At 58.4% G+C, this 24,159-nt stretch carries 24 protein-coding genes; 12 read left to right on the plus strand and 12 right to left on the minus strand.

Features of this window, described 5'->3' with window-relative positions; genetic code table 11:
• The 4 genes from ACVBEG_RS21560 (at window position 1) to ACVBEG_RS21575 (ending at window position 3,946) form a co-directional block, all read left to right on the plus strand.
• Window positions 1-537, plus strand: a complete 537-nt coding sequence (locus tag ACVBEG_RS21560) for a GNAT family N-acetyltransferase (protein WP_322177618.1) — start codon at window positions 1-3, stop codon at window positions 535-537.
• Window positions 534-842 carry an urease subunit beta gene (locus tag ACVBEG_RS21565; protein ID WP_322177617.1) on the plus strand — a complete coding sequence of 103 codons (309 nt, stop codon included), beginning with the start codon at window positions 534-536 and terminating at the stop codon, window positions 840-842. The genes ACVBEG_RS21560 and ACVBEG_RS21565 overlap by 4 nt, the downstream gene beginning before the upstream one ends.
• A gap of 149 nt (window positions 843-991) precedes the next feature.
• Entirely contained in the window at window positions 992-2,692 is a 1,701-nt protein-coding gene (ureC, locus tag ACVBEG_RS21570) for an urease subunit alpha (RefSeq protein ID WP_447108298.1), read from the plus strand.
• 129 nt (window positions 2,693-2,821) lie between these two features.
• On the plus strand, window positions 2,822-3,946 hold the full coding sequence (locus ACVBEG_RS21575) for a sensor histidine kinase (RefSeq protein WP_330200597.1): 1,125 nt from the start codon (window positions 2,822-2,824) through the stop codon (window positions 3,944-3,946).
• A gap of 103 nt (window positions 3,947-4,049) precedes the next feature.
• Here the strand turns inward: ACVBEG_RS21575 and ACVBEG_RS21580 are convergent, their stop codons facing one another.
• Entirely contained in the window at window positions 4,050-4,355 is a 306-nt protein-coding gene (locus tag ACVBEG_RS21580) for a chaperone modulator CbpM (protein WP_322177614.1), read from the minus strand.
• Between the two features lie 2 nt (window positions 4,356-4,357).
• A complete protein-coding gene (cbpA, locus tag ACVBEG_RS21585; protein ID WP_322277991.1) occupies window positions 4,358-5,302 on the minus strand; it encodes a curved DNA-binding protein in 945 nt (314 codons plus the stop codon).
• Between the two features lie 329 nt (window positions 5,303-5,631).
• Between cbpA and ACVBEG_RS21590 the strand changes: the two genes are divergently transcribed.
• The gene (locus ACVBEG_RS21590; protein WP_322177612.1) at window positions 5,632-6,897 is read left to right on the plus strand and encodes an Hsp70 family protein; all 1,266 of its coding nucleotides are present in this window, start codon (window positions 5,632-5,634) and stop codon (window positions 6,895-6,897) included.
• A gap of 94 nt (window positions 6,898-6,991) precedes the next feature.
• On the opposite strand, the gene ACVBEG_RS21595 is transcribed toward ACVBEG_RS21590, so the two are convergent.
• The 3 genes from ACVBEG_RS21595 to ACVBEG_RS21605 all read right to left on the minus strand — a co-directional run bounded on the left by ACVBEG_RS21595 (window position 6,992) and on the right by ACVBEG_RS21605 (window position 9,366).
• Entirely contained in the window at window positions 6,992-8,002 is a 1,011-nt protein-coding gene (locus tag ACVBEG_RS21595; RefSeq protein WP_322177611.1) for an AI-2E family transporter, read from the minus strand.
• A 191-nt stretch (window positions 8,003-8,193) separates the two neighbouring features.
• Window positions 8,194-8,493 carry a PsiF family protein gene (locus ACVBEG_RS21600; RefSeq protein WP_322177610.1) on the minus strand — a complete coding sequence of 100 codons (300 nt, stop codon included), beginning with the start codon at window positions 8,491-8,493 and terminating at the stop codon, window positions 8,194-8,196.
• Window positions 8,494-8,580: 87 nt separating this feature from the next.
• Window positions 8,581-9,366, minus strand: a complete 786-nt coding sequence (locus ACVBEG_RS21605) for an AraC family transcriptional regulator (protein WP_322277989.1) — start codon at window positions 9,364-9,366, stop codon at window positions 8,581-8,583.
• Window positions 9,367-9,461: 95 nt separating this feature from the next.
• Between ACVBEG_RS21605 and ACVBEG_RS21610 the strand changes: the two genes are divergently transcribed.
• On the plus strand, window positions 9,462-10,349 hold the full coding sequence (locus ACVBEG_RS21610; RefSeq protein ID WP_322177608.1) for a DMT family transporter: 888 nt from the start codon (window positions 9,462-9,464) through the stop codon (window positions 10,347-10,349).
• On the opposite strand, the gene ACVBEG_RS21615 is transcribed toward ACVBEG_RS21610, so the two are convergent.
• Complete coding sequence (locus ACVBEG_RS21615; RefSeq protein WP_447108299.1) at window positions 10,344-11,234, minus strand: esterase/lipase family protein; 891 nt, start codon at window positions 11,232-11,234, stop codon at window positions 10,344-10,346. The two genes, ACVBEG_RS21610 and ACVBEG_RS21615, sit on opposite strands and share 6 nt — an antisense overlap.
• 236 nt (window positions 11,235-11,470) lie before the next feature.
• Between ACVBEG_RS21615 and ACVBEG_RS21620 the strand changes: the two genes are divergently transcribed.
• The gene (locus ACVBEG_RS21620) at window positions 11,471-12,004 is read left to right on the plus strand and encodes a ferritin-like domain-containing protein (protein ID WP_374028650.1); all 534 of its coding nucleotides are present in this window, start codon (window positions 11,471-11,473) and stop codon (window positions 12,002-12,004) included.
• A 255-nt stretch (window positions 12,005-12,259) separates the two neighbouring features.
• Here ACVBEG_RS21620 and ACVBEG_RS21625 read toward each other — a convergent pair whose 3' ends face one another.
• Window positions 12,260-14,326, minus strand: coding sequence for an AsmA family protein (locus tag ACVBEG_RS21625; RefSeq protein ID WP_447108300.1), 2,067 nt, complete (start codon window positions 14,324-14,326; stop codon window positions 12,260-12,262).
• Between the two features lie 311 nt (window positions 14,327-14,637).
• On the opposite strand from ACVBEG_RS21625, the gene ACVBEG_RS21630 reads away from it, so the two are divergent.
• The 5 genes from ACVBEG_RS21630 to ACVBEG_RS21650 all read left to right on the plus strand — a co-directional run bounded on the left by ACVBEG_RS21630 (window position 14,638) and on the right by ACVBEG_RS21650 (window position 18,558).
• A complete protein-coding gene (locus ACVBEG_RS21630) occupies window positions 14,638-15,270 on the plus strand; it encodes a TetR family transcriptional regulator (protein ID WP_322177605.1) in 633 nt (210 codons plus the stop codon).
• A 161-nt stretch (window positions 15,271-15,431) separates the two neighbouring features.
• A complete protein-coding gene (gene ureE, locus ACVBEG_RS21635) occupies window positions 15,432-15,932 on the plus strand; it encodes an urease accessory protein UreE (protein WP_322177604.1) in 501 nt (166 codons plus the stop codon).
• Entirely contained in the window at window positions 15,929-16,603 is a 675-nt protein-coding gene (locus ACVBEG_RS21640; protein ID WP_322177603.1) for an urease accessory protein UreF, read from the plus strand. The genes ureE and ACVBEG_RS21640 overlap by 4 nt, the downstream gene beginning before the upstream one ends.
• 43 nt (window positions 16,604-16,646) lie before the next feature.
• Complete coding sequence (gene ureG, locus ACVBEG_RS21645; protein ID WP_322177602.1) at window positions 16,647-17,264, plus strand: urease accessory protein UreG; 618 nt, start codon at window positions 16,647-16,649, stop codon at window positions 17,262-17,264.
• Window positions 17,265-17,418: 154 nt separating this feature from the next.
• A complete protein-coding gene (locus ACVBEG_RS21650; protein WP_322177601.1) occupies window positions 17,419-18,558 on the plus strand; it encodes an AGE family epimerase/isomerase in 1,140 nt (379 codons plus the stop codon).
• 121 nt (window positions 18,559-18,679) lie between these two features.
• Here the strand turns inward: ACVBEG_RS21650 and ACVBEG_RS21655 are convergent, their stop codons facing one another.
• The 5 genes from ACVBEG_RS21655 to ACVBEG_RS21675 form a co-directional block, all read right to left on the minus strand.
• Window positions 18,680-19,444 carry an SDR family oxidoreductase gene (locus ACVBEG_RS21655; RefSeq protein WP_322177600.1) on the minus strand — a complete coding sequence of 255 codons (765 nt, stop codon included), beginning with the start codon at window positions 19,442-19,444 and terminating at the stop codon, window positions 18,680-18,682.
• 759 nt (window positions 19,445-20,203) lie between these two features.
• Window positions 20,204-20,920: an ABC transporter ATP-binding protein gene (locus tag ACVBEG_RS21660; RefSeq protein ID WP_322177599.1), complete on the minus strand. Its 717-nt coding sequence runs from the start codon at window positions 20,918-20,920 to the stop codon at window positions 20,204-20,206.
• The gene (locus tag ACVBEG_RS21665) at window positions 20,917-21,792 is read right to left on the minus strand and encodes an ABC transporter ATP-binding protein (protein WP_322277981.1); all 876 of its coding nucleotides are present in this window, start codon (window positions 21,790-21,792) and stop codon (window positions 20,917-20,919) included. Before ACVBEG_RS21665 ends, ACVBEG_RS21660 begins: the two co-directional genes overlap by 4 nt.
• A complete protein-coding gene (gene livM / locus ACVBEG_RS21670) occupies window positions 21,789-23,072 on the minus strand; it encodes a high-affinity branched-chain amino acid ABC transporter permease LivM (RefSeq protein WP_322177597.1) in 1,284 nt (427 codons plus the stop codon). Before livM ends, ACVBEG_RS21665 begins: the two co-directional genes overlap by 4 nt.
• 2 nt (window positions 23,073-23,074) lie before the next feature.
• Window positions 23,075-23,989: an ABC transporter permease subunit gene (locus ACVBEG_RS21675; protein ID WP_219062578.1), complete on the minus strand. Its 915-nt coding sequence runs from the start codon at window positions 23,987-23,989 to the stop codon at window positions 23,075-23,077.
• Window positions 23,990-24,159: the final 170 nt, after the last annotated feature.

The raw sequence follows: 24,159 nt of genomic DNA on the forward strand, positions 1-24,159 counted from the left end.
ATGAACGCCGCCCAGTTACGACGCGTCACTGCCGAAAGCTTTGCCCACTATCGCCAAGGTCTGGTCGAGTTGCTGCTGGACGCCGTCAAGCAAGGCGCATCGGTGGGGTTCATGGCCAATCTCTCGGCCAGTGAGGCCTACACCTATTTCGACGGGGTGCGTGCAGCGCTGGAAAAAGGCAACTTACTGCTGTGGGCAGTCGTTCAGGAAGAGCAGGTGCTGGCCAGCGTGCAACTGTCGCTGTGCGAGAAACAGAACGGCCTGAATCGCGCCGAAGTACAAAAACTGCTGGTGCTCAGCGTCGCGCAACGGCGAGGGTTGGGCGGACAGTTGATGGGGGCAGTCGAGTTGGCGGCGCACCAACACAAGCGCGGTCTGCTGTACCTGGAAACCGAGTCCGGTTCGCCTGCTGAAAACTTCTATCGCTCGTTGGGCTACACCTGCGCCGGCAAGTTGCCCGATTACGCGTGCAACCCCGACGGTGAATACAAAGCGACAGCCATTTATTACAAAACTCTGGCGAGGAAGACCGAATGATCCCTGGCGAATACCAGATCCAGCCCGGCGATATCGAACTCAATGCCGGCCGTCGCACGATCAACCTGAACGTCGCCAACAGCGGTGACCGGCCCATTCAGGTGGGCTCGCACTATCACTTTTTCGAAACCAACGACGCCCTGACCTTCGACCGGATGGCCAGCCGTGGCATGCGCCTGAACATCCCCGCTGGCACCGCCGTGCGCTTCGAGCCCGGCCAGTCGCGGGATGTGGAGCTGGTCGACCTGGCCGGCCACCGCCGGGTGTTCGGCTTTGCCGGTCGGGTCATGGGTGAGTTGGATTGAAATGATTCATTTCGCCAGACCGATATTTTTCATCTGAACGGACGCCTTCGCGGACAAGCCCACTCCCACAATGGATTGCGTTTCACCTGTAGGAGCGGACTTGTCCGCGAAGAGGCCGGTACAGGCACCGAACGAACCAAGGGATCGCCATGAAGATTTCCAGACAAGCCTACGCCGACATGTTCGGCCCCACCGTTGGCGACCGCGTGCGGCTGGCCGATACCGAGCTGTGGATCGAAGTCGAGAAAGATTTCACCACCTATGGGGAGGAAGTGAAGTTTGGCGGAGGCAAAGTCATTCGTGACGGCATGGGCCAGGGCCAATTGCTGGCGGCCGAGGTCGTCGATACCTTGATTACCAACGCCCTGATCATCGACCACTGGGGCATCGTCAAAGCAGATGTTGGCCTGAAGAACGGACGCATTGCCGCCATCGGCAAAGCCGGCAATCCGGATATCCAGCCTGACGTCACCATCGCGGTCGGCGCCAGCACCGAAGTGATTGCTGGCGAAGGCATGATCCTGACTGCCGGTGGCGTCGACACCCATATCCACTTCATCTGCCCGCAGCAGATCGAAGAAGCCTTGATGAGCGGCGTGACCACCATGATTGGCGGCGGCACCGGCCCGGCCACGGGCACCAATGCGACCACGGTCACCCCGGGGCCGTGGCATCTGGCGCGCATGCTGCAAGCTGCCGATGCCTTCCCGATGAACATCGGTTTCACCGGCAAGGGCAATGTCAGCCTGCCCGAACCCCTGATCGAGCAAGTCAAGGCTGGGGCCATTGGCCTCAAGCTGCACGAAGACTGGGGCACCACGCCAGCCGCCATCGACAACTGCCTGAGCGTGGCCGATCAATACGATGTGCAGGTGGCGATCCACACCGACACGCTCAACGAATCCGGCTTTGTGGAAACCACGTTGGCCGCATTCAAGGGCCGCACCATTCACACCTATCACACCGAAGGCGCGGGTGGCGGGCATGCCCCGGACATCATCAAGGCCTGCGGCTTTGCGAATGTATTGCCCAGTTCGACCAACCCGACCCGTCCGTTCACCAAAAACACCATCGACGAACACCTGGACATGCTGATGGTTTGCCATCACCTGGACCCGAGTATTGCCGAAGACGTGGCGTTCGCCGAAAGCCGCATCCGCCGCGAAACCATCGCCGCGGAGGACATCCTGCACGACCTCGGCGCGTTCTCGATGATCAGCTCCGACGGCCAGGCCATGGGCCGCGTCGGCGAAGTGATCATGCGCACCTGGCAAACCGCCGACAAAATGAAGAAGCAGCGCGGCCCGCTGCCTGAAGACGGCCCCGGCAACGACAACTTCCGCGCCAAACGTTACATCGCCAAATACACCATCAACCCGGCGATTACCCACGGCATCAGCCATGAAGTGGGCTCGATCGAAGTGGGTAAATGGGCCGATCTGGTGCTGTGGCGTCCTGCGTTCTTCGGGGTAAAACCCAGCCTGATTCTGAAAGGTGGCGCCATCGCCGCCAGCCTGATGGGCGATGCCAACGCCTCGATTCCGACGCCGCAGCCCGTGCATTACCGACCTATGTTCGCCAGTTACGGTGGCTCGCTGCACGCCACCAGCCTGACCTTCATCAGCCAGGCGGCGCTTGATGCCGGGATCCCCGAATCACTGGGCCTGAAAAAGAAAATCAGCGTGGTAAAGGGCTGTCGCAACGTAAAAAAAACCGATCTTATCCACAATGACTACCTGCCAAAAATCGACGTCGATCCACAGACGTATCAGGTCAAGGCCGATGGCGTGTTGTTGTGGTGCGAACCCGCTGCAGTGTTGCCCATGGCACAACGGTACTTTCTATTCTGATGCCGTTGGTTTCGATGCGGCCTGTTTTGAAGCGTTAACAGGCCGCCCGGAACCTGGCAGTGCTTGAAACGAGACAAAGACGCTAAGATGCGCCACCTCATTTATAGCTGCCCAGCAAGGTAACCGGCCATGCGCCTCTCTGAATTCATCGTCCAACAGGTTGACCGTATAGTCGATGAGTGGGAAAAGTTCGCAAAAACCATAAAGCCTGCAGCCGACTCGATGAACCGAATCGAGCTACGTGACCACGCCAAAACGATTCTGCTGGCGGCCGCCCGGGACATGACCACCTCGCAGACTGCAAGCGAACAGGCGGCCAAAGCGAAAGGCGAAGGCCCGGAAAAATCCCCGACACTGGATCAGGCAGCCGCCAGCCATGGCGAGTTGCGTCATAACGTAGGCTTTGATTTAGTGCAGATGACGTCTGAATTTCGTCATTTGCGTGCCAGCGTGATTCGATTATGGGTCGCCAGTCTGGAGTCGCCAGATCTGACGTACTTTCAAGACATGATTCGCTTCAACGAAGCCATCGATGAAGCGCTGGCCGAGTCCACCGCGGCCTATGCCGAGCAAGTGACACGCTCACGGGATATCTTCCTGGCGATTCTGGGACATGATCTGCGCACGCCTTTGCAAGCGGTCAGCATGTCCACAGAACTGCTGGCGCGTAAGCTCGACCTCGATGAAAGCGCGCAGGCTTATGTGGCACGCATTAAAGGTGGCACCCGGCACATGGGGGCGATGGTTCGGGATTTACTCGAGTTCGTGCGCAGCCGTCTGGGTGCCAGCTTGCCGGTCGAGCGTAAGCCCATGGACATGGCCAGCGCCTGTCGCGAGGCCATCGCAGAAGCCTGCGCCGGTCAGCCGCACTGCGATCCAAGTCTTGTGGTCAGCGGTGATACCCACGGTGAATGGGATCGCGGGCGCATCGATCAATTGCTGCAAAACCTGATTGGCAATGCGCTACAGCACGGCTCCAACAACCGCAAAATCAGCCTGACCCTCACTGCCGATGAACACGACGTTACCCTGCTCATGCACAACTTCGGCGAGCCTATTGCGGAGGATGCGATCGCAACGATTTTCGACCCGCTGGTACGCAGCGCCAGCGAAGTCGTCGGCCAACCATCGACCAGCCTTGGGCTGGGGCTGTTTATCGTCAGGGAAGTGGTCAATGCCCATCAGGGCAGTATCAAGGTCACGTCGAACAGTGACGATGGCACGACGTTTACGGTGACTTTACCGAAGCATTGAGTGCCTGATTGAGCGCTTCGCCAACACGTTGGCTCCTACAGTGGGAACGTGAACTACTGTAGGAACATCCGGGCCGCACAGCCTCGTTGGCGAGAGTTCCAGACTACTCCAGCAAAAACCGCCCCAAGCGCTGCTTGAGCATGCGGTTCTCGGCCCGTAAAAGCTCGACTTCGTCCAACAGATCCAGCGCCACAGCCACCCCTTGCCATTCCAGATCCAAGTCACGCTGCAATTTCAGCGCTCGCTTGGCGACCGCCAGGGCGTGGGCGTCGAACAACCAGTCATCCGGCTTTTGCCCCTGAGGTTCGAGGATGCCGTGTTCGACGATTTCGATCACGTAGGCAGCCGGTATCTCGGTTACCTGACAGAATTCCTTCATATCCAGCTCTACGATCAGGGTGCTGCTCATGATCAGTTACTCCATTGGACCCGCGGATCAAAGGCGGCTTTTTCAGCCAGGCTTTGCCAAATCGCCTTGGTTTCTTCGTCAGAAAACGTGGGCATGACGACTTTAAGCTGGGCGTAGAGATCACCCCGCTGCCCCTTCTTGTCGACCAAACCATTGCCTTTGACGCGTAAGCGCTGACCGCTCTGGCTGTCCGGCCGGATGGTCAGGTGGATCTTGCCAGTCAGGGTCGGCACCGCGACTTTGGCACCCAGAGCAGCTTCCCATGGGGTCAACGGTACGGTGATGATCAGGTCATGACCTTCGACATCGAACAACGGATGAGGTGCCAGACGGATGATCAGGTACAGATCACCGTTGGCCGCACCGCCCACACCCGGCGCGCCCTGCCCTTTTAGGCGGATACGCTCACCGTCGGCGACACCGGCCGGGATTTTCACGTTCAGGGTCTTGGTGATGTCCGGCATACGCTGGCCGTCAGCGCTGTGTTGCGCGACCTTGAAGCTGACCTGTTTCGATTCGGTCGACAGGGTTTCTTCAAGGAAGATCGGAAGTTCCATCTCTACATCCTGTCCACGGCGACCGGCGCTGTGCGCACGGCCTTGCTGAGCCCGACCACCAAAGATCGAGCTGAAAAAGTCTGAAAAATCGCCCCCGGCTTCATCCCCGAAACCACCTTGAGGCGCACCACGACCCTGCCACCCAGGCGGCCCCTGGAATGGACGGCCCTGCTGGCCGTACTTGCGCAGGTCATCGTATTCGGCGCGTTTCTCCGCGCTTTTGAGGACTTCATAAGCCTCTGAAGCCTCTTTGAACTTGGCTTCTGCGCCCACTTCTTTGCTGACATCAGGGTGATACTTGCGCGCCATTTTGCGGTACGCGGTCTTGATCGCCTTGTCGTCCGCCGTCGGCTCTACGCCAAGAATCTTGTAGTAGTCTTTGAAGTCCATCTAACGGTCACCCTCCCCAAATTTATTCAGCTTAGCCCCGAAACGCCCATGCTCTGCGCATAGCATCCTCTCATTCGGCGCGTTTGGATCGATTAACGTTGCAAGCTTAGCGGCTGACGAGCGGACTCCCGTGATGAGTTCAGCTTATAAACCGCCCAGGCGCCAGGCAATACCCGCAAGATTGGGGGCAAGTGCGGCCAGTTCAAGCCTTGCGCACGGATCGATCCTCAAAATCAGCATTTAACTGCATCTAACCGACGTTTGCCCTACGCATCTGCGGTGCGCTGACATACACTGCGCGGCCGTTTTTTAACTGGAACATGGAACACATGAAAAACGAATCTCCAGCCCGTGCCTGCGGTATCGACTTCGGCACGTCCAACTCCACTGTCGGCTGGCTGCGCCCTGGCATGGAATCGCTTATCGCGCTGGAAGACAACAAAATTACATTGCCTTCGGTGGTGTTCTTCAACATGGAAGAACGCCGCCCGGTGTATGGCCGTCTGGCACTGCACGAGTACCTGGACGGCTATGAAGGCCGCCTGATGCGCTCGCTGAAAAGCCTGTTGGGCTCCAAACTGATCAAACACGACACCAGCGTTCTGGGCACGGCCATGCCGTTCAAGGACCTGTTGGGGTTGTTTATCGGTGAGCTGAAAAAACGCGCCGAGGTCACCGCCGACCGCGCGTTCGATGAAGTGGTACTGGGCCGCCCGGTGCATTTTGTCGATGACGACGCCGCCGCCGACCAGGAAGCCGAAGACACCCTGGTGGAAGTCGCCCACAAGATTGGCTTCAAGGAAGTCTCCTTCCAGTACGAACCCATCGCAGCGGCGTTCGACTACGAGTCGACCATCGAGCGCGAAGAATTGGTATTGATCGTCGACATTGGCGGTGGTACCTCGGACTTCTCGTTGGTACGCCTGTCGCCGGACCGGCGCTTCATCGCCGACCGTCACGACGACATTCTCGCCACCGGCGGCGTACACGTCGGCGGGACTGATTTCGACAAGCAACTGAGCCTGCAAGGCGTGATGCCGCTGTTCGGTTACGGCAGCCGGATGAAGAGTCAGGCCTACATGCCCACCAGCCACCACATGAACCTGGCGACCTGGCACACCATCAATGCCGTGTACTCGCAGAAATCCCAGCTAGCGTTAGGCAGCATGCGTTACGACATCGAGGACACCAGCGGCATCGACCGCCTGTTCAAGCTGATCGAGCAGCGCGCCGGGCATTGGCTGGCGATGGAAGTGGAAGAAACCAAGATCCAGCTGACCCACGAAGAAAGCCGCCATCTTGCGCTGGACCGGATTCAGCCTGGCTTGAGCGTGGAACTGAGCCGGGCGTTGTTCGAGTCAGCCATCGGCGCATTGCTGACGCGGGTGCGCAACAGCGTGTCGAAGCTGCTTAATGATGCGGGCGTGAGTGTCGATCAGGTTGATACGGTGTTCTTCACCGGCGGCTCGAGCGGCATTCCGGCGTTGCGCAACAGCGTCTCGGCCATGCTGCCCAACGCCCGCCATGTGGAAGGCAACATCTTCGGCAGCATCGGCAGCGGCTTGGCGATCGAAGCCAAGAAGCGCTACGGCTGATTCAGTCAGACAGTTGGCTCACACAGAAGATCGCATGCTTCTGTGGGAGTGAACTCATTCGCAAATGGCCCGAAACGGTCGATCTGATACCGCGCTAAACCAGCCCGACACCCCTCAACTCACTTTTCAAATACGCGTAATAAATCGGCCCGGCCACAACGCCGGGCAGGCCGAAGGCTGCTTCAAAGATCAGCATCGCCAGTAACAATTCCCACGATTTGGCACTGATCTGGCCGCCGACGATCCGCGCGTTGAGGAAGTACTCGAGCTTGTGGATCACGATCAGATAACCCAGTGCCGCTGCGGCCACCCAGATCGACAGCGACATACCGACAATGAAGATCAGCGTGTTGGACATCAGATTCCCCACCACCGGCAGCAGGCCAAGCAGGAAGGTGAGGATGATCAGCGTTTTGGTCAGCGGCAGGTGAACCCCGAACAACGGCATGACCACCGCCAGAAAGATCCCGGTAAACGCGGTGTTCAGCAGGGAAATCTTGATCTGCGCGAAAACGATATTACGAAAGGCCTGACTCAAAAAACTCAGACGATCGAACAGCGCCGCCGCCAGCGGTTTGCGCTTGTGAACGTCGCTCACCTGCTGCAAGGCGATGATCGCCCCCAACACCATACCGATCAGCAGCGTGACAAACATGTGCGCCGCGCCCTTGCCTAGCAGCTGTAACTCGCCCACATGCTTCGCCAGCCAGGCACCCAGCGACACACGGAACTCGGCGGCGCTGGCGGGCAGATAACTGTCGATGAACGGTGGCAGTTGCCCGCGAGCGCGGTCCACCAGAATCATGAATTTATCCAGCGATGCGCCAGGATTTTCTGCTTCGTGCAGCAAGAAACTGATCGCGCCTGCAAACAGCAAGGCCAGCACACTGACCACCAGCGTGCCCAGCAACGCCACCGCCAGCCAGCGCGCACGATCTCCTGCAATCAGACGCTGCAGCTTCGGTGTGAGCATGTTGACCAGCTCGTACACCAGCAACCCAGCCAATAGACTCGGTAGCAGTTTGAACGGCAAGACCAGTAACAAACCGCAAAAAATGATGATCCAACTGGCCAACAACACGTGACGCGGAGAAAACGTTGGCATGACAGCCCCAAAACGAACGGCTCGAAAAGGTGGGCAGTCTGCCAGCGTTCGGGGTCGAGGACCAGCGATCCGATAGCCGTGCCGATGATCAGCCGACCACGCCGGCGATGACGACCCGAATCAAGGCCGGCAATCGCAGGTTTAAATGCGCTGGACGTACCGCTGTGCCTGTCATGGCAGCCGGTTGTCGATTATTTTTTGAGACACTGGCTCATGAATGCTTTGCGCTCATCACCCTTCAGCGCTTTCGCCTGAGGATCGGCATTGCAGTCTTTCATTTTCTGTTGCTGAGGCGTGACCGCCTTGGCTGCCGGTGCGGGTGACGCCTTCAGGCAATTGCTCATGAACGCTTTGCGCTCATCGCCCTTTAGGGTTTTCGCCTGGGGGTCCGCATTGCACGCGGCCATCTTGTTCTGTTGTTCTGTGGCTGCGAATCCTTGGGCACACATCAACACACCCACGATCAGCAAAGGTATATGCAGCATCTTCATGGAGTTTTCTCCTGATTACCGCACCGGGCAGCACGGTTCGCGTTGAAGTGTAGCCAACGCTCCGCCATGTGTTACGGCATCTGTCTATCAGGCTTTTTTTGCCTGCCGCCGATACTGCTCGGGCGTACATCCGGCCAGACGCTGGAACATCGAGATAAACGCCGAGGCACTGCTGTAGCCCATATCGAAAGCGATTTCCTGCACAGAGCGACGTCCTTCCAGCGCCTCGATGGCCGCCAGAAATCGCATGCGCTGACGCCAGTCACCGAAGCTCATCCCCAGCTCGCGCAGGCACAAGCGCGCTAATGTCCGTTCACTGACATGCACCTCACGCGCCCACTCGACCAAGGGCCTATTATCCCCGGGATCGGCCTGCAAGGCCTGGAGCACGCTGTGCAGCCCTGGGCTTTGTGCATAAGGCAGATAACGCGTTTGCACCTGCGCCACGCGCAATTGATCGACCACCACTTGCGCCAACCGGATATCAGCTTCGCGCTCAGGGATTTTCACGTCCCGTTCCGCAAAGTCATTGAGGATCGCTTTGAGAATATCGCTGATCACCAGCGTGCACGGCTCGCTCGGTAAACTGGCGCAATGTTCGAGGGCGAGATAGACCGAGCGATAAACGATAGCCTGGCGGTTGTAGCAACTGTGTTCGGTAGTGGGGGGTATCCACACGGCATAGTGCGGTGGCGAGATAAAGCGCTGCCCGGCGATATCCAGTTCCATCACCCCATGGGCGACAAAGTTGAGCTGGCCCCAGGCGTGGCTGTGCGACGCACTGTGAGTGTCAGCGCCGAACTCGTCGTGACGCAGGTAAACCGGGGACGGCAGCCCGGAAAAGTCTGGAATGCTTAAAAGCTTGTTGTTCATGCTGTCTGTATTCAAGGGGATATTGTCTGAAACAGAGTATAGCCATCGATCCAGACAGGGGATAATCCAGCCTCATTTCTGTTGTGGTTGTCCTCATGCAATACCTGTATCCGTTATTGGCCATTTTGATCTGGGCCGGCAATACCGTCGTCAACAAATTGGCCGTGGGGGTGATCTTCCCCGCCGAGATCGGTTTCTATCGCTGGGTGCTGGCCGGGATCCTGTTCACGCCCTTCATGCTCAAACCAGTGCTGAGCAACTGGACGATGATAAAACCCAACCTGGGGAAAGTTTTCATCCTCGGCGTGCTCGGCATGGCGGTGTATCAAAGCCTGGCGTACTTCGCCGCGACCCTGACCTCGGCCACCAACATGGGGATCATTCTGTCGCTGATGCCGATGATGGCCCTGACGCTGTCGATCACCAGTCTCGGTAATCGCCTGACCGCAGGGGCGCTGGTGGGTGCGGTGCTGTCGTTTGGCGGGGTCTTGGTGGTGATTTCAGCGGGCAACCTGAGTACCTTGATCGAGCAGGGTGTGAACATGGGCGACGCAATGATGCTGGTCGCGACCCTGGCGTATGCGGTCTACAGCACGCTGCTCAAAAAGTGGCAATTGCGCATGCCGCCCCTGCAACTGCTGTACCTGCAAGTGTTGGTGGCGATTATTGTTCTGCTGCCGCTGTTTATACTGTCGCCCAAAGCAGGGCTGAGCCCGAGCAATATCCCTTTGATTTTGTATGCCTGCATTCCGACCTCGATGCTGGCCCCGCTGATGTGGATGCACGCCATCAGCCGTCTGGGCCCGAGTCGCACGACGTTATTTTTCAACCTGTTGCCGATCATCACCGCACTGATTGCCGCTGCAGTGCTGGGCGAACGTCTGGCCCTGTATCACTTGCTCGGTGGTGCGCTGACGCTGGGCGGCGTGGTGCTGGCGGAACGCTGGAAAACACCCTTGCGGGCCCCATCAGCAGCCTTATAGCCCTGCAGCTTTGAGACGCTCGGCATGCTCGGTGAACAACCGCACCGGATCAGCCCCCTTGCCCACCAGCCCGAGTGTCTGGTTAACGATGTCGAAATGGTCGAGCGGATAGTCATCGCCGATGACCGTCCCCAGGTGCGAACTGAAACGCCCGACCATACCGTCGCAATGCCCGCGTTCTCGGGTAAAGGTCCGGGCAAACAGGCGGCAGGTGACGTTGGTACCGTCCAGACGATTACGTCCGCGATCACTGCGCCCTGGCTGCAACGTGCCAGACCACGAGTAATAACGCACACCGTTGACCGACGCTTCGCCCTGCCCGCCCCACGTCTCGGGCAAGCCTTGCGGGCAGCGGCGGTTGAACAGCGACACGCCTTCGGTGGTCAGCGATTGGTGAGACGCATCGACATCGGTCGGCAACTTCGGCCCGCGATAGCCGGTCTCCAACAGGCGCATCAGCCCGGCCATCAGGCGCATGACGCCGTTGAGCAAGCGTCGTCGGACCGTGCCGGGAGGGAAGCTTCGTCCCAGGTAATCCGCCAGCTCCGAGCCATGGTTGGGGCCCGCGACCGAGGTCACGGACGCCACCAGATCCGGGCGTTTCGCTGCGGCGTAGCGACTGGTCAGTGCGCCCTGACTATGGCCAATCAGGTTGACCTTGGCCGCTCCCGTTTCGCGCAGTATTCGCTCGATCTGTTGCAGCAATTGTTCGCCGCACACTTCTGTGGAATTGACTGCAGACACCCTCACCGGGAAGACCTTGGCCCCACCCTGCCGCAACCTCGACACGATCCCGAACCAGTAGGGGTACACCACCACCCGGACAAACCCTAATAAACCCGGAACCATCACCAGCGGATAACGCGTCGCCAACTCTTGCGTCATAAACCCGGATCCTTTGCAGAGAGGACTTCAACCTTAACGGTACCTGCGCAATGCGGGCTCACTGTCTCGTGTCCAATTGAAACTGGCAATGGACCAATCACCCCCATCTCAATAAAACTTTCTCGTTGTTCATCACTCTCAACTACGTACCGATCACGCCGGAGTACCCATTTGAAGGTTTTAACGGGCAGCTCTCGAAAGCGAGACGGAAACCGGATTAGCCCTGGAGATTGATGATGAGCAACGAGCAGCAATTATCAGATGTGAGCAGCTTGCGCCAACGTGCGCGCGTGAATGTGGAAAACGGTGCCGTAACCGAGGGTTACAGCGCTGACCGTGAAACCGTATTGCGTTTGCTCAACGAGTCACTGGCCACAGAACTGGTGTGCATCCTGCGCTACAAGCGCCACTACTACATGGCCAAAGGCCTGAAAGCTAACGTCGCGGCCACCGAGTTCCTCGAGCACGCTCAGCAAGAGGCCGAGCATGCGGACCTGCTGGCGGAGCGGATCGTACAGTTGGGCGGCGAACCGGAATTCAATCCCGACACCCTGTCGAAAAACTCCCACGCACAGTACGTCGCCGGCAACACGCTTAAGGAAATGGTCTACGAGGACCTGGTCGCCGAGCGGATCGCCATCGACAGCTATCGCGAAATCATTCAATACATCGGCGAACAGGACCCGACCACCCGGCGTATTTTCGAAGTGATCCTTGCTCAGGAAGAAGAGCACGCCGATGACATGGCGGATATTTTGAAAGATTTGTAAGCGTCCCCCGGCTCCCACGGTAAATAGGTGATTTACTTCGTGGGAGCTGACTTGTCTGCGAATCGGCTGCGCAGCAGTCGCAAAATGGTTGAATTCACCACTTCAGGAAGGTCGTGCCGAGTCGAGCGCACCCCGGTTTCTTCGCAGACAAGTCAGCTCCCACGCCCTCTGGGCAGAATCGAGACTCAGTCTGCTGCGCGACAGCGCGGCGTCGGAGACCGGGCGGCATCCACCAGAGAATGCGATCTGTCTAATTCACTTCACCGTCTTCGGTGCCTTGCCCGCTTTCATCTGTTCCAGCAACGGTGCGCATTGATTCGGTTCGCCTCCGCTAGGCGCCACCAGGGCGAGCAAACCGGCAGCGGGTCCCATGACCGCCCCCAACAGCACCATCCCCGCCCCTCTTAATAGCAGCGGCCCGGTCTCAACACCGGCGTCAGGCTTGGCGAACGGCCCGCGGACATACAGGGGCGAACGCAACGAAAACACGCGCATGCCCTTGGATTCCGGATTGATCTTCAGATCCAGCTGCTCGCCGCTGAAGTTCGCCGTGCCATCGATGTAGACGATCGCGTTCTCGGTGTCGAACACGAACAACCGGGTTGTGGCGAGGCCGTTCTTGATCCCCAGATCAGCTGCGGCACAATTAATCTTCACTGTCTGGTCGCCAAACATCTTGCCGACCACATAGTTGCCGACGTTGAGCCCGGCGATCTCCATCAACCCACGGCTGATGGCGCCGTCGTTGACCAACATTTTCAGATCACCATTGGACGTTCCCAGCAACGCGGCTATCGAATTGCCGCGCCCGCTGATGTCTGCGTCACCATTCAGCTCGCCGAAGCTGGTTTTCATGGGCTCGAATGTCGGAAAAAGCTGCTTGAGTTTGAAGTTACGCGCGGTGAGCTTCGCCCGCCCTTGCAGCGGCGTGGCACGTCCGTCCAGACGAATGTCCGCGTCCAGCTTGCCGCCCGCCACGCCAAAGCGCAGGGGTTGCAGGCTCAACTGGCCGTCGTCGAGCACCACGTGGGTGTACAGGTCAGTGAACGGCAAGTCTGTGCTCTGGACAATTTTCTTACCGGTGAACTCGACGTCGGCATCCATATCGCGCCAGCGCTCGGTGCGGAACGCTTCAACGGGTAGCACCTTGCCTACAGGTTGCTTGCTGTCGCCCCCGCGCTTTTTCTGCGCGGCATTGGAGTCGGCACCAATCAATGGCGCCAGATCGGCCAGCAGTAACTGGTTGGACACAAGGGTCCCGGTCAGCTTCGGACGCGGCTGGCTGGCGGCATAACCGAGATCACCCTGGATATCGCTGTTGCCGATCTTGCCGTTGAAGCCCTCGTACCGAAACGACGCGCCCTCGGGCTCATGCAGTTTGGCAACCAGATGACCGTCGGTGGCATAGGCTGGCGAGTCCGGCAACGTGACACCGGTCAGCGGGTACAGGTTAGCCAGGCTGCTGCCCGCGAGCTTCAGGCGCAGGTCCAGCGCACCCAGGTTTTGCGGGTCGGTCAGGGTGCCGGCAACCGCAATATGGGTGTCGGCAATCTGCAGATCGGCTTGCAGCGGGAAAGGTTGTGTTGCGTCTTTGAGCGCCAGCAACCCACCGACTTTGCCGGTGCCACTGAGTTTCTGGCCGTGATACTGCCCTTTGACCGTCAGGCCAAAGGTGTAATCCTGCGGCACGACGCCCTGATCGTGGATTTTTTTCGCCTGGCCACTGCCGACGATATCGCTAAACGGGATGGGTTTGCCCAACAGATCAATGACCAGTTCGACTTGCGTTTTGAGGCGCTGGTCATTGAGACTGACCAGTCCTTTATCAAAGCCAATCGTACCGATGTCGATCACCCACTTCGAAGGCTCGGCGTTTGCGTCGACCTTGGGCAAGTCGAAGGTCCAGTTGGCGCGGCCATCGGCCAGGCGTTCCAGCTTCGCATCGGGCCCGGTTAAATCGATTCGCGGGATCACAACCTGTTGAAGCAACAACGGCAGGAGTGCCAAACGAAACTCAACACGCTTGAGGATGACCATCTGCGGACTTTTCGACCAGTCCGGATTGCCTAGCGTCAGGTCTTCAGCGACGAAATGCGGCCACGGCAACCAGGCGCGCCAACCGCCTTGGTCAGGTTCACGCTGCCATTGCACCGCGAGATTGCCATTGATTGCAAAGGGTCGATGCAGGGCCTCAGAGACTTTTTCGTTGAGGGTCGGTTTGATTCGGTTCCAATCGAACGTCGCAATCACAATGCCCAGAACGGCCAACAACACCAACAGCGTGGCACTAATACCGCTAAAAATTTTACTGCCGCGCGTCATTGCACGATTCTCCTGATAGCGGTAGCACGCCCACATATGTAGGGGCGCGCCTCCGAACGACTTTGCTGTTCGACTGGAAAAAGCCGCTCAGGTTTGGTCAACGTGGCAAATAAGCTGAATTCGATTCGATGACGTCAACGCCAGTCTGCTCACTCAGCCGAGCACTGAAGGCGGTTCTGATCGTTTAGCCGGCTCACTGTCAGCGGATTCCTGCTGTTGACTGATATTCACTTTTGCAGCGGTCGATTCGACGCATGCGAAGTTCATTTGATAGAGTGCCGAGCAGTCTCCTTTCAGATATCTGCTGCCCCATGCTGCTCCGCGCCGAACAGAAACAACAAACCCGTCACGCCTTGCTCGACGCCGCTCGCAGCTTGATGGAGAGCGGCCGAGGATTCGGCAGCCTGAGCCTGCGTGAAGTGGCCAAAGCAGCGGGCATCGTGCCGACCGGATTCTACCGGCATTTCGAGGACATGGATCAACTGGGCCTGACCTTGGTCTGCGAAGTGGGCGAAACCTTTCGCGAAACCATTCGGCTGGTGCGGCACAACACCTTCGTGGCGACCGGGATCATTGACGCGTCGGTGAAAATCTTTCTCGAGGTGGTTGCCGCCAACCGCTCACAGTTTCTGTTTCTGGCCCGCGAACAATATGGGGGCTCGCTTCAAGTGCGTCAGGCGCTGGGCGCCCTGCGTGAAGGCATCAGCGCTGACCTCGCCACTGACTTGGCGGGGATGCCAAAATTGCGACACCTCAACCCTGATGACCTGTCTGTCATGGCCGATCTGGTGGTGAAAAGCGTCTTCGCCATGCTCCCAGAGCTGATCGACCCACCCGCCGAGAACCTTGCCGAACACCTGACGCCTAGAGCTAAAATCACCCAGCAGTTGCGCTTCATCTTTATCGGCGCCAACCATTGGCAAGGGCTTGGCAGTACCGAGTGACCCGCAATAGCGCCCCAATCAGTGCTACGCACCAATAGGGTGCCCCTCTGCGTGCTATCTGCACGCAGATGCAGCACTCTCTGTCAGCAAACCCCCACACGATCACTGTTGGCAAGCACCTTGCTCTGCCTACTGCATCGCACTTAGCTGGAAGCACTCTGATGCTGGTGATTCATCGAAGAATCGATCCTCAAGCCACATGGGCTGACGAGCTGCATTTGAATTTCGAGGCGCGCAGTAAAAGCCGCCTGCGTTGCTTCAGTGCCGAGGGTGAAGACGTTGGGCTATTTCTCGAGCGCGGTCAGCCGCCCCTGCGCGACGGTGAGTGCCTGCAAGCCGAGGACGGGCGCATCGTTCGCGTGTGCGCCCGGCCTGAACGACTGCTGCACGTTACCTGTTCCAACGCTTATGAGCTGACCCGCGCCGCGTATCACCTAGGTAATCGACATGTCGCCCTGCAAGTAGGCGATGGCTGGTTGCGCCTGCTTGATGACTATGTACTCAAGGCCATGCTCGACCAGCTCGGCGCAACCACCGAATCCATTGAGGCCCCGTTCCAACCCGAGCATGGCGCTTATGGTGGCGGCCATCACCATTCGCGAGCGGGCGAAGAAGAGTTTAATTACCCGCCACGCATGCACCAATTTGGCGTGCGTACGTGAACAACGCCTGGGCGCTGCTGCGTCTGGCCAGTCCGCAGCTGCCGATTGGCGGTTACAGCTATTCGCAAGGTCTGGAAATGGCGGTCGAGCAAGCGTTGGTCGCCGACTCCGGCAGCGCTCGACGCTGGATAGGCGATCAACTGTTGCTCAATCTGGCGCGTTTCGAAGCGCCATTATTGCTGGCCCACTGCACCGCAGCGGCACAGGACGATTGGGGCCAATTATTCCAGCTGAGCCAGGAACACCGCGCCAGTCGGGAAACCCGCGAGTTCTATCAGGAAAGCCGGCAGATGGGCTATTCCCTGCAACAGCTGCTCAACGGTCTGCCTGAACTGGATCAACCGGCCCGGGCGTTCCTTGTGCAACTGCCAGAGGTGCACTTCGCATTAGGCTGGGCCTTGGCTGCCCGTGCCTGGCAAATCAGCCCGCAAGACGCCTTGGCCGCGTGGTTATGGAGCTGGCTGGAAAACCAACTGGCCGTGCTGATGAAAACCCTGCCGATGGGCCAGCAAGCTGCGCAACGCCTGACCAGCGAGCTGTTGCCCTTGCTGCAACAGGCCCAACAACAGGCCGCCACAACCGAGCCCCGACATTACGGCAGCGCCGCCTTCGGCCTCTCGCTGGCGAGCATGGCCCATGAACGTCAATACAGCCGACTGTTTCGGTCCTGATCTTTTTTTGTGAAGAGCCTTGTAGCGCTCAATGGAGAACATTATGAACAGCCAACCCCTGCGTGTCGGCATCGGTGGCCCGGTCGGTTCCGGCAAGACTGCCCTGACTCTGGCCCTGTGCCTGGCCCTGCGCGACCGTTACAACCTGGCCGTGGTCACCAACGATATCTACACCCGTGAAGACGCCGACTTTCTGGTACGCAATGAAGCCCTCGCGCCCGAGCGGATCATCGGCGTCGAAACAGGCGGCTGCCCACACACAGCCATTCGCGAAGATGCCTCGATCAATCTGGAAGCGGTGGATCAGTTGAACCGACGCTTTCCGGGACTGGACCTGATCATCGTCGAATCCGGTGGCGATAACCTGTCCGCCACCTTCAGCCCCGAGCTGTCGGACCTGACCCTCTATGTGATCGACGTCTCGGCCGGCGACAAACTGCCACGCAAGGGCGGCCCCGGTATCTGCAAGTCGGATTTACTGGTGATCAACAAGGTCGACCTCGCCCCGCTGGTAGGCGCATCGCTGGAAATAATGGACCGCGACACGAAAAAGATGCGCGGTGATAAACCCTTCGTCTTCAGCAACCAGAAAACCGGCTTGGGTCTTGAGCAGATCATTGCCTTCATCGAGCGCCAGGGCCTGTTGACTCAGGTGGCGTGATCTGACGCGCATGAGTTGGCACTTTCGCGAATCCCCCCACAGATCGCCTATTTTTTTGTGGGGGCGAATTTATTCGCGAATGGGTCAACACGGTGTGCCCAATACACCGTTGCGTTACCATGTCGCGCAAACGCCCTAGCCGTGACGCCAGCCGATGCCCGATGTTTCCAGCTCTGCCTCCAAGCCTGAATTGACCCCTGTATTCGCTGCCGTGCAGCTACATTTCCAGCAGGTAATCGTGCCGCTCTGGCTAGGTTCTGGCTGGAATGCGGCGCTGGCGCTGCCCTATGAGGCCGTGGACGCCGATCATCAGCCGTTGCCTCCCAAGCGCTATCGCGCCATGGCGTGTGCACGGCAGTTGTATCTGTTCTCCAGCCTGATCGATCAACCCTCGACGCCGGATGCACGTGTCCATGCCGCAGCGCTGTTCCGCTCTTTGCAGCAGCATTTCCATGATGCCGAATACGGTGGCTGGTTTTACAGCATCGATCCACAAGGTGGGCCTCTGGATCGGTGCAAAGACCTGTACACCCACGCGTTCATCATTTTCGCCTGCGCTCATTACTGGGCCAAAGTGCGCGATCCGCTGGTCGAATCGGTACTCAATGCTGCCCTGAACGTGGTGGCCGAGCGCTTCACCAATGGCGACGGGCTATACGAAGCCTGTCTCGGTCAGGATTGGTCGTTCCTCGACAGTGGTCCACTGCAGAACCCATTGATGCATCTGGCCGAGGCCTTCCTCGCCACGGTGTCAGTGCGCGAAGACCTGCCCACTCAAGCAGCATTGGCCGCGTTGGTCGCCGCGATGCAGCAGCGATTCATCGACCCGGTGCACGGCGTAATACTGGAAAAACCGACGGAGGCTGTGAATAACTGGTTCGAACCGGGGCATCAGTTCGAATGGTTTTTCTTGCTGGAGTCCTCACCACTGCTGCGCAACAGTCCCCTGCACGCATCGCTGAGCCGAGCGTTCGCATTTACCGAGCAACATGGCGTCGACCTGCAAACAGGTGCGGTCAAGGCAATGCTGGAAGTGAACGGCGCGGTGCGCGATGGCACCCAGCGAATCTGGGCGCAGGCCGAATACCTGCGGGCATTGACCTTGCGGCCTGACAGCGATGCATTACTGGCGCGCCAACTGGTGGCCCTGCAACAACGCTTTCTGCACCCGGCAGGCTGGCATGAATGCCTGGATGCCGATGGCAAGGTCAGCCGCAACGATATGCCGTCGACCACGCCCTATCACCTGGCGACCTGCTACAGCGGATTGGCTGAGTATTTCGGCCAACCCTGACACCGCCTTCGCGGGCAAAGAATCTGTAGATTCCGTCTTGACCCTCACCGCGCAAGCGCAAATTGTGGGTCAACCGGTTTGCCTGGGTTGAGCACGCCATAAACGATGTGCAGCCGCTGACTCAGCCCCGGCTGCGATCAATCGAAAAACCAGCCCAGGTCTGGCTCACCGGCATCAACTCAAGGCTGTTGATGTTGATGTGCGCAGGCGTGTTCAGCACCCAGAAGATGGTCTCGGCGATATCCTGTGGCTGAATCGGCTCGGCACCCGCGTACGTGGCGTCATAACGCGCCTTGTCACCGGCGAAACGCACCAGCGAGAACTCGCTTTCGCACAGGCCCGGCTCGATGTTGGTCACACGCACGCCAGTGCCTACCAGGTCGCAGCGCAGGTTCAACGAAAACTGTTTGACGAACGCTTTGGACGCGCCATACACGTGACTGCCCGGGTACGGATAATTGCCCGCGATGGAGCCCAGGTTGATGATCCCGGCCCCACGCCCGTGAGCGATCAACCGTGGCAGCAACAAACGGGTGCTGTACAGCAGGCCCTTGATGTTGGTGTCGACCATGGTGTCCCAGTCATCCAGATCGCATTTCGGCGCAGGGTCCACACCCAGTGCCAAACCGGCGTTATTGATCAGCGCGCGCAGGGTCGCGAACTCAGCCGGCAGGCCCTCGATAGCGCTCTCCATGGCCTTGCGGTCGCGTACGTCCAGCACCAGGCCATGGACTTTGGTCTGCTTGGACAACTCGGCGCACAGCGCGTCAAGGCGCTCCTCACGACGGCCCGTCAGCACCAGCGACCAGCCAGCGTCGGCAAATCGACGGGCGCACGCTTCGCCAAAGCCGGAAGTGGCACCGGTAATGAACACAGTGGAAGTCATGTCTTTCTCCTGATTTGGCTTGAACGTAGCGCAGCCATGATGACGGATAAGGGAAACAGGTCAGCAGAATGCCCGCCCAAGCGGGTTTCCAGCAACCCTTTGGGGATAAATCAGCCTTCTGCGCTGGCTGCGACTGTACAAAAAACACTCTATCGAGGCAAAGCCACGTTCCATATGGGCTGCACTGGGTTTTACCCACCTTATCCACAGCCAGACCCACAGTCTTTGGGGGCAAGTGCACATTCGCTCAAACCCGCCAATTCAGGGCCGGCGTGCGGATATCGGAAGTTTTTCACTTGACCCTGGGGTCCGCGCGTGTAGCAGGCAAAAATCAGCCGGCCAGGCCAAAACTGCAGGTGAAGGCCCCATGCCAGTAACTACGGCCCTTAGCCGAACCTTTCCAGTGCTTGCCCACAGACTTATCCACAGGTTGCACCGATAAATTAGCTGTATGAATAACCAGCTATAAAAACGTTGACAGAACGCACTGGAGCTCGCGTAAAAACCACTGATCAAAAAACAACCAACCTTCTACAGCCCGCGTACAACAAGGGCTTCAGCCAGCTACTCCCATGTTACCCACAGCCGCCTCCACAGCAATCTTGGACAAGTCAAAAGCGTGACAAAACAACTATTTGCAGCGGCTTTATGCCGCGCTTTCAGAGCTTGTGAAAATTGTTTTCCACAATTTGAAAAAAGCGCGCCCCGAGTGAATTCACCCGGGGCGCGCTTGGTATTTACAGCCTGTTTGAGTGCGGATCAGTGACCGCCGAGATAAGCGTTCCTGACCTCATCGTTGACCAACAACTCCTGCCCGGTACCTGTCAGGCGGATCTCACCGTTAACCATCACGTAAGCGCGATCAGAGAGCTTCAGCGCGTGGTTGGCGTTCTGTTCCACCAGGAAGATCGTCATTCCGCTGGAGGCCAGTTCACGCAGGGTCTGGAAGATCTGCTTGACCACGATCGGCGCCAGCCCCAGCGACGGCTCATCGAGCAGCAGCAGTTTGGGTCGGCTCATCAATGCGCGAGCGATGGCGAGCATTTGCTGCTCACCACCGGACATGGTCATGGCGCGCTGATTACGGCGCTCCTTGAGCCGTGGGAACAGGTCGAACATGTGTTGCATGTCTTGCGTGGCGAACTTGTCGCCAATCGGAATAGTGCCCATCAGCAGGTTCTCCTCGACTGACATGTCGGGAAACACCCGCCGCCCTTCTGGCGACTGCGCAATGCCATTGGAGGCGATGTAGTGCGAAGACTTCTGTGTGATGTCGACGCCGCGATAAATGATCTGCCCACTGGCGGCCCGTGGCTGGCCGAAGATCGACATCAACAGGGTCGACTTGCCGGCACCGTTGGAGCCGATCAGGCTGACGGTTTCACCTTCGTTGATGTGCAATGACACTTTTTTCAGGGCCTGGATCGGCCCGTAAAACACATCGATCTCTTTCAGTTCGAGGATCGGTTCGCTCATACCAACTCCTCTTCATCAGCGCCCAGGTACGCGGCAATCACTTTCGGGTCGTGGCGGATCTGATCGGGGCCACCTTCGGCGATCACGTTGCCATGGTCGAGGACCACGATGTAATCGGAAATACTCATGACCATGCCCATGTCGTGCTCGATCAACACCACTGTCAGGTCGTGTTCGTCGCGCAGCAACCGAATCATTTTGCTCAAGGCTTCGGTTTCCTGCGGGTTGAGGCCCGCAGCCGGTTCGTCCAGGCAAATGATCTGCGGCCGTGTGCACATGGCCCGGGCGATTTCCAGACGCCGTTGCTGGCCGTAGGACAGCTCGCCCGCAAGACGGTTGGCGCAGTCCACCAGGTCCACCACTTCCAGCCAGTAGAAAGCATGGTCCAGGGCATCGCTTTCAGCTTTGCGGTAGCCCTTGGTGTTGAGAATCCCGGCCACCATGCTGCGGTTGACCCACATGTGCTGAGCCACCAGCAGGTTTTCCAGTACCGACATTTCCTTGAACAAGCGGATGTTCTGGAATGTGCGTGCCAGACCGGCACGATTCACCAGGTGCGTGCCGCCGAACATTTTGTAGAACAGACGGCTGGCGAAGGCTTTTGGCGCGACGAAATCAGTGGCGCGAAAGGACTCACCCAGCAACTGGATGATATTGGTACGGGTGCCGCGGGCATTCAGCTCGATCCGACCGCCCGAGGCTTTGTAGAAACCGGTCAGGCAGTTGAACACCGTGGTTTTGCCGGCACCGTTAGGCCCGATCAAGGCGAAGATCGAGTTGCGCTTGACCTTCAGGCTGACGTCGCTGAGCGCCTTGATCCCACCAAAGTGCATCATCAGGTTCTCTACCGAAAGAATGACTTCATCGCTCATGGCGCCACTCCTTTACGCGGGGTAATACCGGTCCGGCTGATACGGATCAAGCCACGCGGTCTCCAGATCATCATCAACACCATCAGGATGCCGAACAACAACACACGGTATTCCGAGAAGCTGCGCAGCAGTTCCGGGGCGACGGTCAGAACGAATGCCGCAATCACCACACCGATGGTCGAGCCCATGCCCCCCAGCACCACAATGGCGAGGATCAGCGCCGACTCGAAGAAGGAGAACGACGTCGGGTTGACGAACCCCTGATAGCTGGCGAAAAACACACCCGCCAAACCGGCAGTGGACGCACCGATAGTGAACGCAGAGAGCTTCACCAGAACATGGTTCAGGCCCATGGAGCGGCAGGCGATTTCATCTTCACGCAGCGCTTCCCACGCACGACCGACCGGCATGCGAGTCAGGCGATGTTTGACGTAGAGCACCAGCAGGACCACCAGGAACAGCACGGTGTAAATGAACAGGAATTTCAGGTTCGGGTTGTATTCAGTCCCGAAGAACTGGTGGAAAGGTATCCCACCATCCTTGGCCACCCGCCCGAACTCCAGGCCGAGAAAGGTCGGCGATGGCACCGGCATGCCGTTCGGTCCGCCGGTAAAAGACAGCCAGTTGGTCAGCACCAGACGAATGATTTCACCGAAGCCCAGGGTCACGATGGCGAGATAGTCACCGTGCATTCGTAATACCGGGAAGCCAAGTATGCATCCGGCCAGCGCAGCCGTGATGGCCGCCAGCGGCAGGACCGTCCAGAACCCCAGCCCAAGGTAGTGATAACCCAGCGCCAGGCCATAGGCACCAATGGCATAGAACGCCACATAACCCAAGTCGAGCAGACCGGCCAGACCGACCACGATATTGAGGCCAAGGCCCAGCAATACGTAGATCAGGCCGAGAATCACCACTGTCAGCAGGTACTTGTTGGCGAAGATCGGGAAGATGATGGCAATCACGATCAGCAGCGGAATGACCCAGTACAGCTTTGACTTGTGGTCAGGTGCCCGCACATGCACGCCTGAGCCGGTGACTTCGAACCCTTGCAGTACTTTCAGGCCCTGTGCAGTTTGCAGAAACAGGCTCAAGAAAAAACGCCCGACCATGACAATCCCGACCATCCACGCCACACGGGTGGGTTGCAGGTTGTAGCTATAGCCATCGAGCACCACGCCGACAACCGGGCCGAACACAATCAGGGAGATCAGCCCGGCCAGAATGGCGTCAACCAGGCTTTTCTTGATATCGATAGGTTTATTATTGGCTGCAGACATACTTACACCTTCGCCACGAGTGGGCGACCCAACAGGCCTTGAGGACGGAAAATCAGGATCAGTACCAACAGCGAGAAGCTGAAGACGTCCTTATAGTCAGAGTTGATCAGTCCGGAAAACAGCGACTCGGAGATGCCCAGGATAATCCCGCCGAGCATGGCCCCAGGCAGCGAGCCAATCCCGCCCAACACCGCAGCGGTGAACGCTTTGATACCGATCACGAAGCCTGCGTAGAAGTCGAAGGTGCCGTAGTTCAAGGTGATCAGGACACCGGCCAGTGCAGCCATGGCTGCACCGATGATGAACACGTAGGAAATGACCCGATCCGTGTTGATCCCGAGGATCGAAGCCATTTTGCGGTCTTGTTGGGTCGCGCGACACATGCGGCCCAGCTTGGTGTACTTGATGATGTAGGTCAGCAGGGCCATCCCGGCAAACGCTGCAACCAGAATGAAGATTTTGGTGTAGGTGATCTGGACGAAACCTGTCCCGATATCCAGTTTCAACGCCCCGGCCAGCAACGTCGGCACACCTTGTTGCCGTGAACCCTGGCTGATCTGCGCATAGTTCTGCAGGATCAGTGAAACGCCGATGGCACTGATCAGCGGCGCCAGTCGGGTGGAGTTACGCAGCGGTTTGTAAGCGATACGCTCGATGACCCAGCCATACACACCGGTCACAAAGACGGTGAACAGCAACGTCCCGAAGATCAACAGCGGAAAGGATTGAATACCGAAGGAGGACAGCAGAGCCAGGCTGATCGCCGCGAGATACGCAGAGATCATATACACCTCGCCGTGGGCGAAGTTGATCATGCCGATGATGCCGTAGACCATTGTGTAGCCGATGGCGATCAGGCCGTAGACCGACCCGAGGGTCAGGCCATTGATAATTTGCTGCAGGAAAATACCGTCCATCATGCACTCTCACACGCTTGAGAGGCCACGTTGAATCCGGTTTCGATGAGCCCTTGTGAGGCGCATCTGGCCGGGTTCAAGTGGCTCCAGAAGAAATTAGAACCCATTACCAAAGCTGAGCCTGCTTCTGACGACTTATGTCGGGAGACGCAGGCTCTGCGATGCGTTTA

This window comes from Pseudomonas sp. GG8 (assembly GCF_052976945.1).